This window comes from Paenibacillus marchantiophytorum, assembly GCF_014640555.1.
GTDB lineage: Bacteria > Bacillota > Bacilli > Paenibacillales > NBRC-103111 > Paenibacillus_E > Paenibacillus_E marchantiophytorum.
On the sequence record NZ_BMHE01000017.1, the window covers coordinates 53182 to 71142 of the forward strand.

Here is a 17961-nt window from a genome sequence, read left to right on the forward strand (position 1 = left end):
ACGTATTCAATTGTTGGCAATTACAGCAGAAACAAGTTGAAATAAATCGTCGCGATGATGCATAAAAGCAGAGAAATTGGCGCTGCCACCAGAAAGTAATTGCGCTGTGTCAATCCTCCGCCTTCCTGATCTGACAATACGGCCGCATACATGCTGGTTGTAGAGCTCAGCAAAGTTACCCCGCTTCCTATCGCAGTTCCAATCAGTAAAGACCACCATAGCGGCATAGCCGTGGTAAAGGAAGAATAACTGAGAATTACATTGCTCATGTCTTTGACAACTGGAATCATTGCAGCCGTATAAGGGATGTAGTCCATCATGGCAGATCCAAAGGCGGTAAGCCATAAGAGAAGATTCGTTAAGAAAGGCACATTGCCTTGACTTAACTCCAAGCCTTTGACAGCGATTAAACCGGTGAAACCCGCATGGATTAGCCCACCCACCATCACAAACAATCCGAAGAAAAATAATAATTGCGAGTCCTTTATAGTGATCCACGCTGCCAGCCAATCCTTTTGCTTCGCAAGCCCAACGATAGATTTGTAATTGAGCAAGGAGAAGAGAATAGCCCCGCTTGCTGCAATATAGGAAGCGTGCCACCCCAAGAGATTCTGCAGCAAAAGCGCGAGTAGCGTTAGACTGGCAATGAGGCTGCCGCCTATCAAGTACGTGCGATCATCCGTTAAATAAGAGGCAGGCTGCAAGCTGAGCAGTTCCCTTTTCCCCGTCTCCGCAATGATCATCCGCTTGCCGTACAAAAACCACATAACGATGTAAACGAATGCCAGTAAAATAAGGCTAAGCGGCCCAATGTTAAGCAGCATATCCGCGGCCGATATGTCGACAGCTTCGCCAATCAACCGATTCGGCAGATTGCCCATTAAGGTTGACGCTCCGCCGATATGAGCAGATAACAGGACGGAAATCAGAAAAGGAACAGGTGATACTTTCATCATCTTTGCTGTTTTCATCACAATCGGGACGATGACTGCTATGGCTACTAAGCTATCCCATAAGGCTGAGGAAATCGCCGTTAGTAGGGATAAACCAACTAAAATGGTAAAAGGCTGCAAGCGAAACTTGCGAATCATACGGCTTGCCCCATAAGAAATAAGTCCTGTCTTCTGAAAAAGTCCAGCAATTATGAATAAGCTGGCGAGCAGCATAAGAACTCGCCAATTCGCGTAAGTCGTAAGGGCTTTGCCTATGGGCACAATGCCCAAAACAATCATTAGCACGGCTCCGCCTAACGCTGTATACATGCGTTCCCATCGCTCAATCAAGATGAAGATATACGCCGCTGCAAAGATAACAACAGCCGCGATGGCTTGCCACAGAACAGGACCTTGCGAAAATTCCATCATATTTATTCACTTCCCCCTTAAACAGTCTGTACTAATTCTATGTGCTTGGCCATACAATGATGTTAATGAAAAGAACGAATATAAGAAAGGACTGGTGTCTGTGAACCCTATGAAAACGGTCAGTCAGGTTCGAATAACGTCTCCTTTATTTTCCGGACTCACGTATTCATTAAGTATGATGACAATTGGAACCATAGTAACGTCCTTGTTTCTGCTATTAACCAGCACACAAGAAAGCTCCTTACATACGTTAACGACAATTATTCATGCGGCATCATTATTTATTGGAGGCTGGGTTTCAGGCAAAAGAGCCGGCACCCGCGGCTGGTACCACGGAGGCATCGTTGGATTTGTTTATTTCATCCTTATTTTCCTCGTTGGGTTCCTGGCTTTCGATGCAGGTCTGAACCTGCAATCCCTGCAGTTGCTTGGCATTTTGTTCGTTTCTGGCGCTCTTGGCGGCATGCTTGGCGTCAACACTAAAAAATAAGACGTTTCCGTGAAAATATCACTTTCCCCCTCAGATTGTGGTATAATATCAAAGTTATTGCCGCAATATATTTCCAATATTAGGGGGAAAACACCATGAGTCCGTTTCAGTCCATGACGCATGCAACGGTCTATATAGTTATTACCATCTTTGTCTTTCTGATTGCTGCAACACGTTCAAGCCCGTTTAATATTGCCGGCAGCTTTGTGCAAGAAGTGTTTACTTCACGTAAATATGTCCTTCATTTCGCTGCACTCATTACCATTTTATTTTTCAATAAAGTTGAAATGATCATCGAAAAAAAAATGCACTTTGGCGCTGATTTCACCAAATCGATTTATGGGATTGAAGGCAATTTCGTACCTGCGATCCAGAACTTCTTCCATAATGATATCCTAACCTATGTCAGCAGTTATTTCTATGTCGTCGTCTTTCCGGCCGTTATGATTGCCTCTATCGCACTTTATACGTATCAGAAAAATTATAAGCTGTTTTACGCCATTTGCTATGCTTTAATGTTCAATTATATGGTTGCTATTCCCTTTTATCTGTTCTTCCCAGTGAATGAAGTGTGGTCCTTCCATCCTAATGTCAAATTGTTGATTCTGGATGCGTTCCCTACCTTCGAACAAGACTACCGTCCACTATCTGGACTGGACAATTGTTTTCCAAGCTTGCACACGTCGATCTCTGTCTCCATGGCTGTAATCGCGGTGAAGAGCCGCAATACATTTTGGAAAATCTTCGTGCCTATCTCTTCAGCCTTTATCATTTTCACCATCTTCTACCTCGGTATCCACTGGTTATCGGATATGTGCGCAGGTGTTGTACTCGGTGTTGTCGCCGCGAGAGTCGGGTTACGCATCGCCGAAGGCCGACTGGTGCTTGGCGAGCAAGCACTGCTCAAGCCACTCAAGAATAATGAGCTTTAACTGCCTCTGATAAAAAAAGCCAAACAAAAAGCGAGAGCCTGATTGAAGGTTCTCGCTTTTTTATTTTATTCCTTTGCTGCCGATTTGGAGATCGCATTGACGGCGGAACGGTCAAACGTCATTTTCGTTGCATCATTGACACGAAGTACACAAATGTCATCCGTAATTTCCATAATCGTTCCGTGTAAACCACCAATCGTAACGACCTTATCCCCTTTTTTCAATCCGCCAAGCATTTGACTGCGTGTTTTCTGTCTTTTTTGTTGTGGACGAATAAGTAAGAAGTAAAGTACGACAAACATGAGCACTAAAGGTCCGTATGTATACAAATACCCAACTGCACCTGTATTGGCAGTATCTGCTGCTAGTAACATAGGTATCCTCCTTTCTTAAAATCCTCTTTCATTATCATTCAGCCCATAAGCGGCAAAGAATTCATCCCGGAAATCAAGCAAACGATCTTCCTGGATAGCTCCTCTTACATCACGCATGAGCTGTAGTAGAAAGTGAAGGTTATGAATCGTTGTTAAGCGAATACCGAACGTTTCGTCCGCTTTAATCAAGTGGCGAATATAAGCTCTACTGTAATTCTTGCAGGTATAGCAAGAACATTTGGGATCCAATGGTCCGAAGTCAGTCGCGTGCTTCGCATTGCGAATCACCAGACGTCCCTCGCTCGTCATACATGTCCCATTCCGTGCAATCCTTGTCGGCAAAACGCAATCGAACATATCGATTCCACGGATAGCGCCTTCAATTAGAGCATCGGGTGAACCTACCCCCATCAGATAACGCGGTTTGTTCGCAGGCATAAGAGGTGTTGTATAATCCAGCACATCATACATCAAGTGCTTAGGTTCGCCAACACTCAGTCCACCAATAGCATACCCCGGGAAATCCATGGAAGTCAACTGCTCCGCGCTTAACCTGCGCAGATCCTCGTGCATGCCACCTTGGATGATGGCGAACAAGCCCTGATCCTGCGGTCGGCTGTGGCTTTGCAGGCAGCGCTCGGCCCAGCGTGTCGTGCGTTCTAGCGATTTCTTCACATAGTCATACTCAGCTGGGAAAGGCGGACATTCATCAAAAGCCATCATAATATCAGAACCCAGGGCATTCTGAATCTCCATCGCCACTTCTGGAGAAAGGAACAATTTATCTCCGTTCAAATGCGACTTGAACTGAACGCCTTCTTCTGTAATTTTACGCATATTACTCAAACTAAATACTTGGAACCCGCCGCTATCGGTCAAAATCGGACGATCCCAATTCATGAATTTATGCAAACCGCCTGCGGCTTTCACGATTTCATGTCCAGGACGAATGAATAAATGATACGTATTGCTCAAAATAATTTGTGCGTCCATCGTCTTTAATTCCTCAGGACTCATCGTCTTAACGGTCGCTTGTGTGCCAACCGGCATGAAAGCAGGAGTCTCAATGACGCCGTGAGGCGTGTGAACTTTTCCTAGTCGTGCCCCCGATTGCTTGCAAGTTTTAATTGCTTCATACGTAACTGCTGCTGCCAATACATCCACTTCCTATTCTGAGCTTCATCTTTGTTTGAATCTTAATAGATCAACATGGCATCGCCAAAACTGAAAAAGCGATATTGTTCCCGAACAGCTTCCTCATAGGCTTGTAATACGTTTTCTTTCCCAGCTAGAGCACTAATCAACATAAGCAGCGTTGATTTAGGCAGATGGAAATTAGTCAACAAGGCATCTACGACGCCGAACTGGTATCCGGGATAAATAAAAATACTCGTCCAGCCCTGAGAAGGCTCGATATATACAGGCTCATTGCCGCTAGTTCCCGCCTGCTCACGACTGATTCCTGCTGCTGTCTCCAGGGTGCGTGCCGATGTGGTCCCTACGGCGATAACGCGTTTGCCCGTTGACTTGGTTTCATTGATGAGAGCCGCTGTCTCGGGAGACAGCACATAATATTCCGCGTGCATCTGATGTTCTTCAATCGTATCCACGGAAACAGGACGGAATGTTCCTAGCCCCACATGCAGCGTAACAAAAGCAATACGAACCCCTTTTGCTTGAAGCTTATTGAGATAGGCTTCCGTAAAATGGAGTCCTGCCGTTGGAGCGGCCGCTGAGCCTTCATGCTTCGCATAAACGGTTTGATAACGTTCCCGTTCTGATAGCTGCTCCTTGATATAAGGAGGCAGCGGCATTTCACCCAACCGATCGAGGATTTCATTGAAAATACCCGTATAGTTGAATTTCAGCACACGACCTCCCATGTCGCTCGATTCCACCACTTCTGCGGTCAACAGCGGTTCATCGGGATTTGCCGGATTTGTGCCAAAGACAGCAACCGCCCCAAGCTTCATCCGTTTGCCCGGTTTAACCAGAGCTTCCCATCGATCGTCGCCAAGCGGCTTCAGAAGCAGCAGTTCCACCTTGGCCCCCGTGTCTTTCTTCGCACCAAAAAGCCGGGCTGGAATGACCCGTGTATCGTTCATCACGAGCAAATCGCCGGCTTCTGCATAATCAATCAATTGCTCAAATGTTTGGTGGTTGATGTCGCCTGTTCGTTTGTTCAACGCAAGCAGCCTAGACGCGGTGCGGTTCAGCAGCGGCGTCTGGGCAATTAAATTTTCGGGTAAATCAAAATCAAAAGATTGTACATCCATGAAGTAGTTTCATTCCTTAGTTATGTTAATTCCAGCATAATAAGACTGGAGTATTTTCTTATAATCATAGCCGATTTCGGCGTAGCCTCTTGCGCCCCATTGCGACATGCCCATGCCGTGGCCGTAGCCTGTCCCGCGAAAGACAAACTGCTGCCCTTGTCCAATCGGCACCACAGCGCTTGGATTGCTGCCTGTGGTTGCAGCCGGTTTGGATACCCCGGATGTGCTGATAGCCGTCAAATCTGTTTTCTTTAAGGTCACAGGTTGGGACTGCCCACCCGATAGGACATAGATTGTATCAGCACTAGCGCTGCTTGTCTCCGTCGTGGTTGCTCCCGCGATCGCCAGACCTGACGAATTTGGCGTATTAGGCGTATTACCAGTATAACTGCCAGCAGGTTCAATTTCAAACAGGGTACTCGGCAGCCCTCCAAGCACAGTTCTTAAAGCATCCGGATAAGGCACCTTCACGACAACTCCGTTGGCTTTCATCTCCGTCACGCGACCCGACGGACCACGTTTGGATATTTCCAGCGTTTTCAAGTCCCCACTAACCGTTATGCCCGCAGCCGTTAGTTTGCTTTTCATGTCACTGGCGGTAAAAGGACCACGGATCCAGGAATAAGCGTTTGATTCCTTTTCCTGACCAATAACAAGCACCTTTTCTTTGTTTGCAAGCTGTGCAACGGAAGAATTGGCCGTATTGTCCACGTAAGGGGCCAAACGTACATTTACACCTTGCTCCGTCGCCTCATAGTAAGATTTGCCATCCTTAGCTTTCTGACCGCTATCTTTGAGATACATAGAATGAACATATCCTGCTCGTCCGTCTGCTAATTGAATCCTGTACCAGACAGCTTTGCCTTTCTCTGCGCCCTGATCGGGGCTCGTGACGCTGCGCAAATAAGCAACCGGATTTCCCCATACCTCCGAAGGATCTGCCGTCACACCACCGGAATTGGAAGAAAACACAGGGGATATAAGGCCATTTTTATCCGATAGCACTTCATCCTTCGTTGCCTCTACCGCTTGGTTGCCTGCCGGGAATTCCTTCAGAATCCCATAATAAGCCTGATCCAACGTCGTATCTGTCACTTGCGCGATCTCATATTTATTCCCTTGATTGATGGCAAAAGTCCTTGCAGCAACCGCTTGCGCCTTGAGTGCCTCAACAGGCCAGCCTGCGCTTAGCTCTGATCCTAGCACTCCATACAAATAGGACTCCATGGCGACTTCATTCACTAACGCTAATTTGTCATGGTACGTGCTAATTTCCATATCCCCACGATATTTGCGATCTCCCCGCTCCTTGATCGTTATTCCTTCGCTTTTGGGATGAACCAGCGTCCTTTGTTCACTTGCAGCTGAAGCATAGTGCGGCACAGAGGTCGCGCCATTAACAGAAGTCGTAGCTTCCGATTTGCGAATGAGATATGCGCTCTTCGGATTTACCGCTTGCAAAATGACATTAGGCACTGCCTTTAATACGGCCTGTTTAACTGTTTCCAACTGGCCCGCCGTTGCCTCGCTCCCAACAAAAACACTATAAGCCAACTGCCCCGATGCATCCTCCTGAAGTGCAAGATCCGCTTGAATTCCCGCTTGGGCAAACAAGTTTAATTGCTGCTGAGCCGCTGCTTCTGAAGCATAACTCCCCGCATTCCAATGCAGAGGCCCCGTTACTGCGGGAGCTGCCGATTTCATCAAGGCCGCAACCGTTGCATCTTTCAGCGCTTGCGCTGCCGTTCCTTCGGCTGCTTCTTTGGTGGGATAGCTTCCGTAGTACACTTGATAAACGGTTTTCCCTAGTTTCACTCGACTTATTATGTATCCGTCTGCGGGCAGAGTAGCAAGTTTTCCATATAGCGCCTTGGCAGCAGTAAAGTCCGTCGTTTCCAGCATCAGAGCACTATATTGATCCAGAGACATGCGGATGGAAGCATCCGCAATCGAGATCCATGGCCTAACAGCTGCACTCGCTGCGGAACGAACGCCAATATCTAGCCCTCCGGCCACTGATAGCGTAACAACAGGCTCTATCAATTTATATTTCGCTGAATCTATGAACAGAGCAACACGAATTTGATCTAGATGCTTAATTTCCGCTGCATTCGCGGTGGACTCCTCCAAAGGGTATGTTCCCAAAGTCAAAGCGGCTGTTGTAATGACAATCAATATCTTAGGGGCAAGCAGCTTTTTTCTCCAATTCATTCGACAATAGTTCCTTTCTTTCGATGCATTCTAGTAGGTTAGACTCTAAGAATCGGAAGAAGTTTTGTTTACTAGTGTCGATATTGGCAAAAAGTCGGATTTTCAGTGGCGGTGAGGAGTGCGGATAACCCAAGCCCCCTAACGAACTCAATACCCTTTATTCGGTCAAAATCGCTCATTCTGAAAAACTAATGAATCCCAGAAGCTCTATTACAACCAAATGATCACCTTTCCGCCAATAAAGTGCCGGGTAGCGCCAACTCCGTTCATTAAATCTCAAAAGCAGCCATTTTCCGGTCTATAAGCATCTTACAGTTCATTAGATACACTTTGAGACCGAAAAGCCCTAAAGCGAAGAAGTCTGCTTTGGACGTCAGTAAGAAAACCCTAGCCTGCGGCTAGGTCACCCAGTCAAAGGACCTTGAGGCAAACCCAAGCCCCCTAACGAACTCAATACCCTTTATTCGCCCAAAGTCGCTCATACTGAAAATCTAATGAATCCCAGAAGCTCTATTTCAACCAAATGATCACCTTTCCACCAATAAAGTGCCGGGTAGCGCCAACTCCGTTCATTAAATCTCAAAAGCAGCCATTTTCCGGTCTATAAGCATCCTACAGTTCATTAGATGCACTTTGAGACCGAAAAGCCCTAAAGCTAAGAAGTCTGCTTTGGACGTAAGTAAGAAAACCCCAGCCTGCGGTTAGGTCACCCATTCCATGGACCTTGAGGCAAACCCAAGCCCCCTAACGAACTCAATACCCTTTATTCGCCCAAAGTCGCTCATACTGAAAAACTAATGAATTCCAGAAGCTCTATTACAACCAAATGATCACCTTTCCGCCAATAAAGTGCCGGGTAGCGCCAACTCCGTTCATTAAATCTCAAAAGCAGCCATTTTCCGGTCTATAAGCATCCTACAGTTCATTAGATGAACTTTGAGACCGAAATCCGTCGTAGCAAAGAAGTCTCCGGTGGACGCCAACTAAGAAAACCCTAGCCTGCGGCTAGGTCACCCAGTCAAAGGACCTTGAGGCAAACCCAAGCCCCCTAGCGAACTCAATACCCTTTATTCGGCCAAAATCGCTCATTCTGAAAATCTAATGAATCCCAGAAGCTCTATTTCAACCAAATGATCACCTTTCCGCCTAAAATTTGCTCGATAGCGTTAATCTAGTTCATTATATCGCCAAAGTAGCTATTTTCCGGGTCTATAAGCATCCTACAGTTCATTAGATGCACGTTGAGACCGAAATCCGCCGTAGCAAAGATGTCTCCGGTGGACGCCAACAATAAATGGTAAGCTTCGCTCACCCCCAAACCCAAAAAAATCTTTCGCCCCACCTTCCGGTACGGGCAAAAGATCTATTTCTGTTCCGGTACCGGCAGGCCCAGATGGTGATAAGCCGCAGGCGTGACGGTTCGGCCGCGCGGTGTTCGCTGCAAAAAACCGATTTGCAGCAAATAGGGCTCATATACATCTTCGATCGTCTGGCTCTCCTCGCCGATCGTCGCTGCAATGGTCTCCAGCCCGACAGGGCCGCCCTGGAAGCTCTGAATGATCGCTCGCAGCATTTTGTGGTCAATCTCATCCAAACCTAAGTCATCGACCTGAATGAGCTTCAGCGCCTCTCTGGAGATGTCTAGCGTGATGATGCCATCGCCTTTGACCTGGGCGAAGTCGCGTACCCGCTTCAGCAAGCGATTGGCAATCCGCGGTGTTCCGCGGGAGCGCATGCCAATCTCGCGCGCAGCTTCGCCGACAATGCCGACCTGCAGGATGTCGGCTGTCCGGCTGACGATGTAGGTGAGCTCCTCCACCGTGTAGAACTCCAGCCGGCTGACGACCCCGAAGCGGTCGCGCAGCGGCGCAGACAGCAGTCCGACGCGCGTCGTCGCGCCGATCAGCGTAAACGCCGGCAAGTCCAGACGCACCGAGCGCGCGCTCGGCCCCTTGCCGATGATAATGTCAAGGGCAAAGTCCTCCATCGCCGGATACAACACCTCTTCCACCGTCCGGTGGAGACGGTGAATCTCGTCGATGAAGAGCACGTCCCCCTCCTGTAGATTCGTCAGGATGGCAGCAAGATCTCCCGGCCGCTCAATAGCGGGACCGGAGGTTGTTCGTATGCTTACGCCAAGCTCATTGGCGATAATGTTTGACAATGTCGTTTTACCTAAGCCTGGAGGGCCGTAGAGGAGCACATGATCCAGTGCTTCTTTCCGCATCTTCGCGGCTTCGATATAAATTTTGAGGTTCTCCTTCGCCTGCTTCTGGCCGATATATTCGGCCAAATAACGAGGACGCAGACTATATTCAATGACATTGTCCTCCATCATCAAATTAGCCGATATAATCCGGTCATTATCCATGGTGATCCTCCTAAGAGCTTTCCACAGGAAAGCTGACTTCGTTTGCTCGTTTGCTTCTGTTGCTTCTGTTGCTTCTGTTGCACTTGCCTCGTTTACTTCGTTGCACTTACTGGTTTGCTTCAGCAAGCGTTACTTCGCAAGCATTCACTTCCCCTCAAAACAAGCCCTTACTACATCGTATACAAAGCCTGCAAAGCAAGCTTCACCAACACATCCACCGAATCCCCCGGAGTCGTTTTGGGCTTCACTTGCAGCCAAGCTCGGTCTGCTTCTGCTTCCGTATAACCCAGCGTCATCAGCGCTTCCTTCGCTTCGCTCCAGGCATGGCCGCCTTCTGTCAATTGCGCAGAACCTACTACACTCAGAGCAACAGCCGCTTCCGGACTGGAGAAACTCACAGAACCTAATTTGTCCTTAAGATCCAGAATAATCCGTTGCGCCGTCTTCTTACCAATGCCTGGAAGTTTCGTCAAGAAAGCTAAATTCTCCTGGCTAATCGCCAAAATAACAGCCTCTGGCCTCCCGCCAGCTGCAAGAATGCCCAGTGCAACCTTAGGTCCTATGCCGGTGACATCCAGCAGCAAGCGAAACAAGGATTGCTCATCCCGTGAAATAAAACCAAATAACAAGTGGGCATCTTCACGCACATGATAATGTATGAACATCGTCACATCCTCATCTTCCTTGTGAGGCAAGGCATAAGGATTGGGACAAAATACACGGTATCCTACGCCGTTAACGTCCAGCACCGCATAATCGCTATCGCGAAACGCAACTTTCCCTCTTAAGAAATCTATCATCGTTTCCTAACCTCATTTATCCTGGATTGCAAAGCTGATGAGTGTGCATGACAAATAGCAATCGCAAGGGCATCGGCCACATCATCTGGTTTAGGTATCTGCGAAAGTTTAAGTAAAATTTTGACCATTTCCTGCACTTGGCGCTTCTCCGCATTGCCATAGCCAACAACGGATTGCTTCACTTGCAGAGGGGTATACTCAGCTACGGGCAGCCCGGCTTGAACACCTGCAAGAATCATGACACCTCGCGCTTGCCCTACCGTAAATGCCGTTGTTACATTCCTATTAAAAAATAATTTCTCAATCGACATCGCGTCGGGTTTATATTTCTCTATTAATTGCACCGTAGCATCATAGACATCCTTGAGCCTGATGCCAGGGTCCGTATGTGCCTCGGTTTGAATGGAGCCATACTGCACAGGAACGAGCTTGCTGCCAATCTTATCAATAAAGCCAAAACCTACAATCGCGATCCCCGGATCAATCCCCAGAATACGCACAGCATTTCTCTCCCATCTAAAAAAAGCGAACATATGTAGTCATTTCTCATTATAGCAGATAACAAAAAAAAGAGATAGACTCGGGAATCCCCTTATCCATCTCTTCTTTTCACCTTATTTTAAGGCCTTGTCATCGCCCGTTCTGTCTCCTCAACGGCATAATCGCTGAATGTAGATAATACGCTATTATACTCCTCTATATCCGATACACGTATTCCCTCATGCAGCTGCTGAACCGTATCGCGAGGTAAACTGCTTTCCAAATACTGAATATTCAACTGGAAAAATGTCCGAATCACATTGTCCTTGGTCGGCGTCCCGTTAAAAAGCGAGAGATTGCTGCTGCCATCGATCCCGAATACCGCTTTCTCTTTGCAGGCAGGCGATAAATCCTCGATATTTTCGGTGAATGTCACCTCACCGCCAGCGTTCAGGCTGAACACCCACTCAGGATGTTTGAGCTGCATAGCCAGCAGTTGTTCTGAGGTTTGGAGGCCTAGTTGACTTTTTTCTTCGCCACAGACATAAGATTTCAGCAAATAACTTTCTCTGCTATCAGTTATTCGTTTCAGGGTTTCCATCGCTTCTTTTAACCGTTCATTGTCTACTGGCGTTAATTGCGCCATAGCCGACCTAACGTCTGCGCCCGAACGTCCTGCATTTAAACCCATATTAGAAGCATACAACTGCCAACCCGCAATTCCGGCAAGAAAGAACATCCCTAACGTCAACAAACTGCGTTTTCGCCGCAGCTTTCTTTTCCAATGCTTCAAAAAGCGTTGTACATTCACTGATATCCCCTTCTATCTCTTTTTTCCGTATTGTTTCCATTTGCATCAAACGCTATACATCATTTACCATAGAGAGAGAAGCATGAAAACAATCAAGACGGACGGTGAGCCCTATCATGAAAAGTAAAAAACGGATCAAACGTACAACACTCCTAATCATAGGAGTTGTCCTGTTATGGGGGTCAGTCGCCATTTGGAATGAAGTACAAAAAAGCAGGTCATCTGTAACCACACCACGTTCAACATCAGCCTCACATCCTTCACCTAGTCAAAAAAGTAACCAAACCTCCATAAATTCTGTCACAAATGGGTATAAAATCAGCTCTCAATAGCTTACAATTTGACTGTAGCCACAGAAATGATATAGTCAGAAGTAGATGAAATACTCTCATACTTATTCAGGAAAAACGATATAAATGGAATTAGGAAAAAATGACTAAATTTTATGCTTTCGAAGCCAGTTTTCTAACGAAAACTCTAAGGAGGGGAACCATCATGAATGTGGCAGAACTGCAATTGATCCAATTATCCAGACGTGGCGATCGCAACGCTTTCGTGGAATTAGTCGAGCTGTACCGCAACAAAATACAAAAGCTGGCTTTCCGAATGCTGCACAATCGACCAGATTCGGAGGACATTGTCCAAGAAACTTTTATCCGTGTCTATCTGAACTTAAATCATTATGATGAAAGCCAGAATTTTTCTACATGGATTTATCGCATCGGCAAAAATGTGGCTATTGATTTGCTCCGCAAAAAAAGACCTGTTCAATCCCTTGACGCCGAGCTTAACGATCATGACGATGACTACAGCTACTACAGCAAGCTGGCCAGTCAAGACCAATCTCCGGAGCATGCCGTGCTGCAAACCGAGATTCAGGATCACGTGCATACGTCGATTAATAAATTAGCTGATAAATACAAAAGTGTCATCACACTTTACTATCTTGAAGAGCTGTCACTGCAAGAAATCAGTTCAAAGCTGAATTTGCCCATTACAACGGTGAAAACCCGCTTGCATCGCGGACGTGAGCTGCTCCGCAAGAAATGGGGCATGAATTTCGTCGTTGGATTAATGGTGTTTTTTACGATCGGCATGATTGCCTAAGATTGAACAAAAGCAAAAAGCCTCCTAACCCACAGCCGTGGTTAGGAGGCTTTTTATTCGCTCAGTAATTAATCCAAGGTCCAACAGGTTTGGTATCCTCTTCCTGCCTGTCAACAGCTCTCTGTTGACGTCTCAAGAAGGCATTCAAAGCTGAGTTGCCTGATAGTCTCACTTTTTTGGTGGATCTGCTGCTTTTGGATTTTGCTGGCTTCTCCGAACGGATGTCAATTTCGACCACTTCTTCCGTATCCTTTTCTTTGGCTAATTCATGTGTATGGACTTGCGGCATCATAGGAGCCTCGTAAGGAGCCTGATAGTGCGCACCGGCAAAAGGGATCCCGTACGGATCCTCCGCATAGCCATAAGGGTTATGACCCGCTTGAGCGTGATGCATGTCGTAAGGCGATGCCAGTGGAGGATACAGACCAGGAATGGTCGGCAAACCTTGTTGAAAGCTATCCCATGGCATTCCTACGGAACCGGTTGGATAACTGGCCGGGAAGGCTGACCAAGGCTGCTCCATCATTGAAGGACCGCCACAACCGCATCCTTCTTCGCTGGCAAGATTGGCTTGCGGCATCCCTCCATAAGGATGCTGCTCCCACGGAGGCTGCTGATACGATGAAAAAGCTGGATAAGTCGCAGCTTCCGGCTGCTCATTGGCGGGCTGCGCGAATACCTCTGTTGCCTTAATATGAAATTGGTGAAAAGGATGAACCGCTTGCTCATACGGACTTTCCAAACCGATAACACCAGGTTCAGGTTGCGGTATCACCGGAACCGACGCTATTGGTGCTGCCGCAATTGGTTGTTCTGCAACCGGGGCTTCTTCCACTTCCGGCGCTGGTACTATTGCAGGTTCAGGCGTTTGAGCAACTGGAGGTGCTGCCTGCTGCCCGCTTGTATCCATATTCGGCCAAGGCTGTAAATTCGGCACTTGTTCGAATGGCATGGTCGAAGGCTTCGCAGAATTTATAGGCTTAATCCCCGCATGGTCTTGACCCTGATGATGTTGATGATTGGCTTTGGGAACATAAACGATTTCCCCTGTCATAAGTACATTGGGATTCTTAAGCTGTGGATTCGCTTGAATCATCGCCTGCAGCGGTACATCCCACGCTTTGCCCAATTTCCATAAGCTATCTCCCTGCGCCACGACATGCTTATACGCATACTCCTCAGGCGGCGCAATATGACTCGGTTTCGAAGGTATCTTCACCTTCATCCCGATGTCAAGATGATTCGGGTCTGCCAGCTGCGGATTGAGTGCGATAATCTGGTCCAGCGTGGTGTGATACTTGGTTGCAAGCTCGTACAGGGAGTCTCCCTTTTTGACAATATGGATTTTCAACACCATACCTCCTTTGAGTTTTTCGTCAGAAAAACTGGCTTCGTAAGCATAATCTTCAAGACTCCTCACCAAACCTGCTGTGCGTCTTATGCTTATTCACATTGATATTACAGTTTATGCACGTTCCTAGGCTTTTGCCCCTTTTGGACAAAAAAATTCCCATGCGCTTATAACGCATGGGAATAGCTGAATCAACTTATATACGAATAGCTTGGGTAACTGCCCAAAATTCGGACCTGACAACCAATGGCTTCAATTTCTTGAATCGCTGATGGCAGAAGCACGGAATCCAATGAATCTGCGATGTCGATATAAAAGTAGTAAGTGCCTAATTTCTTCTTTGTCGGCTTGGACTCAATCTTGGACAGATTGATTCGGCGCCAAGCAAACGCGGACAGCACTTGATGAAGAGCTCCCGGGTAGTCTTCAGGCAACGTCACCAATATCGTTGTTTTCCTATCTGCCGATGTCGGAAGCTCAGGAGCCTCTTCGCCCACCAATAGAAAGCGAGTCATATTGTCTTTATGATCCTGTATTTCCTTCTCCAGCATGGGTACGCCATAATTGGTTGAAGCAATCGCCGTTCCGATCGCAGCGACCGCAGGGTCCTGCAAAGCGGACACCAGCCTTACCCCTTCAGCTGTAGAACTCACCTGCTCAAACTCGGCTCCGCTCAAATATTTCTTCATAAATCGGCTGCACTGCGCAGGAACGACATGATGAGACAATACCTTACGAATATGCTGATACGGATTCGATCCCTCATCTTGGCCTTCCTTATTGGCAAAACCAATCAGATTCATATCAATGGGGAATACCCACTCCGCGCGTATCGGTAAATTCACTTCATGCACCAGCCAGTCAACGTGCAAATGTACTGAGCCTTCCAAAGTGTTCTCAATCGGAATCACACTGAGATCTGTTTCCCCCGCTACCGTCGCATTAAAAACTTCGGAAATCAATTTATAAGAGATATAAATAAAGTCATCTTTCAAGAAATGACGGGTAGCTTCTTCCGAGAAGGTACTCGGCCCTAGAATAGCCACTTTCTTCATGCGAGAACCTCGCTTTCAACGAGTGACTGCAGATCTTCGTCACCTTCGAGAAGCTCGATAACTGAAACACCTTCTTGGCTTGGCTTGAGCCACAGCGTTTGAGCCTCAATACCTTCTTTCGCCAAGGTATCTTTAAGGAAAGCCTCAAGCTCGGCCTTCTGACCACTGCGCGCGTCCACAAGAGCGAGCATCGTCGGCCCTGCTCCGCTAAGGGCAACCCCCAGCGCGCCGTGATTCTCGGCTTGTTCAAGCAGTGTCGTCATGCCCGGAATAAGCGCAGCACGATAGGGCTGGTGCAGCGCATCTTTCATGGCATGACGGATCATACCCAAGTTGCCGGTGCTTAACGCGGCAACGAGCAGTGATGAATGGCTGAGGTTGTACACCGCATCCTTCATCGAAACCTGCTTCGGCATGACGCCTCGCGCCTTCTCAGTGGACAGCTGGAACGCCGGTATGGCTACCAGTACTTCCAGATTGCTGTCTGGCTCGATGCGAATCGATTCAGCGCGCTCGCCATCCCAGAAAGCCACGACAATACCGCCATACAAACTTGCTCCGACATTATCAGGGTGTTTCTCGAGACGGCTAGCCAGTTGGAACAACGCGTAAGGCGTAAGCTTGTTCCCGATCAGCGCATTGGCTCCTGCCAATGCGCCCACGATAGCCGAAGCGCTGCTGCCTAAGCCGCGTGTCAGTGGGATATCACTATACATGGTAATCTCTAGCTCTGGGTGAGAGACACCCGCTTCTTCGAAAACCATTTGGGCCACTTTATAGATTAAATTGGACTTGTCCGTTGGAATGCCATGCATCTGATCACCGATTAAATGAATCGTCGTTTGATTCGAAATGGCCAGATCGATCCAGGCGTACAGATTCAGGGCCATCCCCAGTGAGTCAAAGCCAGGACCTAAGTTAGCCGTACTTGCCGGCACCTTCACTCTTACCTTTTGTACTGCCTTATAACTCATTTCGAAATAGCGCCTCTTTTCAATAATTTAGCTTTATGCTTCGTTGCTATTAACCTTCTACACGGTAGACACTTTTGATGGCATGGATAACATCCATCGATTCAAATTGCCGCAGCACATTTTTCATGCTAGCTTGGTTCGCATCATGCGTGATAATGATGATTTCAGCTTTCGGATTGCTTTGGTTCGGATGTTGAAAAACGGATTCCAAGCTTACTTCATGGTGAGCAAAAATTTGAGTAATTTGCGCTAACACCCCAGCTTTATCCTCCACATGCAGAAGAATAAAGTTTTTGGACGCGATTTGCTCATCCGTTTTGAGCTTCTTCTCTTTGTAAGGTGCAAGCACCGTACGTCCGTTCACACCCAACTTCAAGTTGCGAACAACCGCGACCAAGTCAGCCACGACGGAAGTTGCCGTTGGCAATTCACCCGCGCCAGCTCCATAAAACATCGTTTCTCCAACAGCTTCACCTGTTACATAAACGGCATTGAAAACGCCATTTACGGAAGCTAGCGGATGAGAGTTTTTGACCATTGTTGGCTGTACACTTACGGAAATGTGTCCATCATGGTTTTCAGCGATGCCCAGAAGTTTTACTTCGTAGCCTAACTTTTTACCGTATTGAATATCTTCCTTCGTTACATTCGAAATCCCTTTCGCTTCAACGTCACTCAAAGCAACATTAGCATGGAAACCTAGTGTAGAAAGAATCGTCATTTTGCGAGCCGCGTCCAAACCTTCGACATCCGAAGTCGGGTCTGCTTCTGCATAGCCCAGCTCTTGCGCTTCTTTTAAAACATCGGCATATGCCGCGCCTTCTTGGCTCATTTTTGTTAAAATGTAATTCGTCGTTCCGTTCACGATACCCATAATCTTCGTAATCCGGTCGGATGAGAAGCCCTCTACGAGCGCGCGGATAATTGGAATACCGCCAGCAACACTGGCTTCATAGAATACGTCACAGCCATGCTCTGCGGCTTTCGCCAAAATTTCAGCACCGTGCATAGCCATAAGGTCTTTGTTAGCTGTAACGATATGTTTGCCATTGCCTAACGCAGTCAAAATGTGATCCTTTGTCGCAGCAACGCCACCCATAACCTCAATAACGATATCAATCTCACTATCGCCGATGACATCCCATACGTTTTCAGTAAGTTTATCTGCATCAACGCTGATGTTGCGGAGCTTCGATTTATCTTGCACCAAAATTTTGGCAATTTCAATCACAGAACCCGTTTGGCGCTGTAAATCTTCCTGATGCTTTTCGACAATACGAACAACACCTGTTCCTACTGTTCCTAGTCCGAGTAATCCAACCTTGATGGGTTTCATTTTATTTACCTCCAGTTTAATGTTCCTGA

16 protein-coding genes are annotated in these 17961 nt (G+C 47.3%); 3 read left to right on the plus strand and 13 right to left on the minus strand.

The features are described from left to right. Positions 1–20: 20 nt before the first annotated feature. Positions 21–1364, minus strand: a complete 1344-nt coding sequence (locus IEY34_RS17270; RefSeq protein ID WP_189013381.1) for an ArsB/NhaD family transporter — start codon at positions 1362–1364, stop codon at positions 21–23. 109 nt (positions 1365–1473) lie between these two features. Between IEY34_RS17270 and IEY34_RS17275 the strand changes: the two genes are divergently transcribed. Next, positions 1474–1854, plus strand: coding sequence for a TIGR04086 family membrane protein (locus IEY34_RS17275; RefSeq protein ID WP_189013383.1), 381 nt, complete (start codon positions 1474–1476; stop codon positions 1852–1854). A gap of 95 nt (positions 1855–1949) precedes the next feature. Next, positions 1950–2786, plus strand: coding sequence for a phosphatase PAP2 family protein (locus IEY34_RS17280; RefSeq protein ID WP_189013386.1), 837 nt, complete (start codon positions 1950–1952; stop codon positions 2784–2786). 65 nt (positions 2787–2851) lie between these two features. On the opposite strand, the gene yajC is transcribed toward IEY34_RS17280, so the two are convergent. From yajC to IEY34_RS17320, 8 genes are all read right to left on the minus strand, one after another. Next, entirely contained in the window at positions 2852–3160 is a 309-nt protein-coding gene (gene yajC / locus IEY34_RS17285) for a preprotein translocase subunit YajC (protein WP_189013388.1), read from the minus strand. 15 nt (positions 3161–3175) lie between these two features. Then, positions 3176–4315 carry a tRNA guanosine(34) transglycosylase Tgt gene (gene tgt, locus IEY34_RS17290; protein ID WP_189013390.1) on the minus strand — a complete coding sequence of 380 codons (1140 nt, stop codon included), beginning with the start codon at positions 4313–4315 and terminating at the stop codon, positions 3176–3178. A gap of 41 nt (positions 4316–4356) precedes the next feature. Further along, positions 4357–5436, minus strand: a complete 1080-nt coding sequence (gene queA, locus IEY34_RS17295) for a tRNA preQ1(34) S-adenosylmethionine ribosyltransferase-isomerase QueA (RefSeq protein WP_189013392.1) — start codon at positions 5434–5436, stop codon at positions 4357–4359. A gap of 9 nt (positions 5437–5445) precedes the next feature. After that, a complete protein-coding gene (locus IEY34_RS17300) occupies positions 5446–7647 on the minus strand; it encodes a SpoIID/LytB domain-containing protein (RefSeq protein ID WP_229757697.1) in 2202 nt (733 codons plus the stop codon). Between the two features lie 1363 nt (positions 7648–9010). Then, positions 9011–10018 carry a Holliday junction branch migration DNA helicase RuvB gene (gene ruvB / locus IEY34_RS17305; RefSeq protein ID WP_189013394.1) on the minus strand — a complete coding sequence of 336 codons (1008 nt, stop codon included), beginning with the start codon at positions 10016–10018 and terminating at the stop codon, positions 9011–9013. A gap of 170 nt (positions 10019–10188) precedes the next feature. After that, positions 10189–10818, minus strand: coding sequence for a Holliday junction branch migration protein RuvA (gene ruvA / locus IEY34_RS17310; protein ID WP_189013396.1), 630 nt, complete (start codon positions 10816–10818; stop codon positions 10189–10191). Continuing rightward, positions 10815–11318, minus strand: a complete 504-nt coding sequence (ruvC, locus tag IEY34_RS17315; RefSeq protein WP_189013398.1) for a crossover junction endodeoxyribonuclease RuvC — start codon at positions 11316–11318, stop codon at positions 10815–10817. The genes ruvA and ruvC overlap by 4 nt, the downstream gene beginning before the upstream one ends. 119 nt (positions 11319–11437) lie before the next feature. Continuing rightward, positions 11438–12109: a BofC C-terminal domain-containing protein gene (locus IEY34_RS17320; protein WP_229757698.1), complete on the minus strand. Its 672-nt coding sequence runs from the start codon at positions 12107–12109 to the stop codon at positions 11438–11440. A gap of 495 nt (positions 12110–12604) precedes the next feature. Here IEY34_RS17320 and sigW point away from each other — a divergent pair, with 495 nt between their 5' ends. Beyond that, on the plus strand, positions 12605–13216 hold the full coding sequence (gene sigW / locus IEY34_RS17325) for an RNA polymerase sigma factor SigW (protein ID WP_189013399.1): 612 nt from the start codon (positions 12605–12607) through the stop codon (positions 13214–13216). Between the two features lie 61 nt (positions 13217–13277). Here sigW and IEY34_RS17330 read toward each other — a convergent pair whose 3' ends face one another. The 4 genes from IEY34_RS17330 to IEY34_RS17345 form a co-directional block, all read right to left on the minus strand. Then, a complete protein-coding gene (locus tag IEY34_RS17330; RefSeq protein WP_189013400.1) occupies positions 13278–14567 on the minus strand; it encodes a LysM peptidoglycan-binding domain-containing protein in 1290 nt (429 codons plus the stop codon). Between the two features lie 191 nt (positions 14568–14758). Continuing rightward, positions 14759–15622, minus strand: a complete 864-nt coding sequence (gene pheA / locus IEY34_RS17335; RefSeq protein ID WP_189013401.1) for a prephenate dehydratase — start codon at positions 15620–15622, stop codon at positions 14759–14761. Continuing rightward, positions 15619–16596, minus strand: a complete 978-nt coding sequence (gene thrB, locus IEY34_RS17340) for a homoserine kinase (protein WP_189013402.1) — start codon at positions 16594–16596, stop codon at positions 15619–15621. Before thrB ends, pheA begins: the two co-directional genes overlap by 4 nt. Positions 16597–16645: 49 nt before the next feature. Next, positions 16646–17932, minus strand: a complete 1287-nt coding sequence (locus IEY34_RS17345; RefSeq protein WP_189013403.1) for a homoserine dehydrogenase — start codon at positions 17930–17932, stop codon at positions 16646–16648. Positions 17933–17961 lie beyond the last annotated feature (29 nt).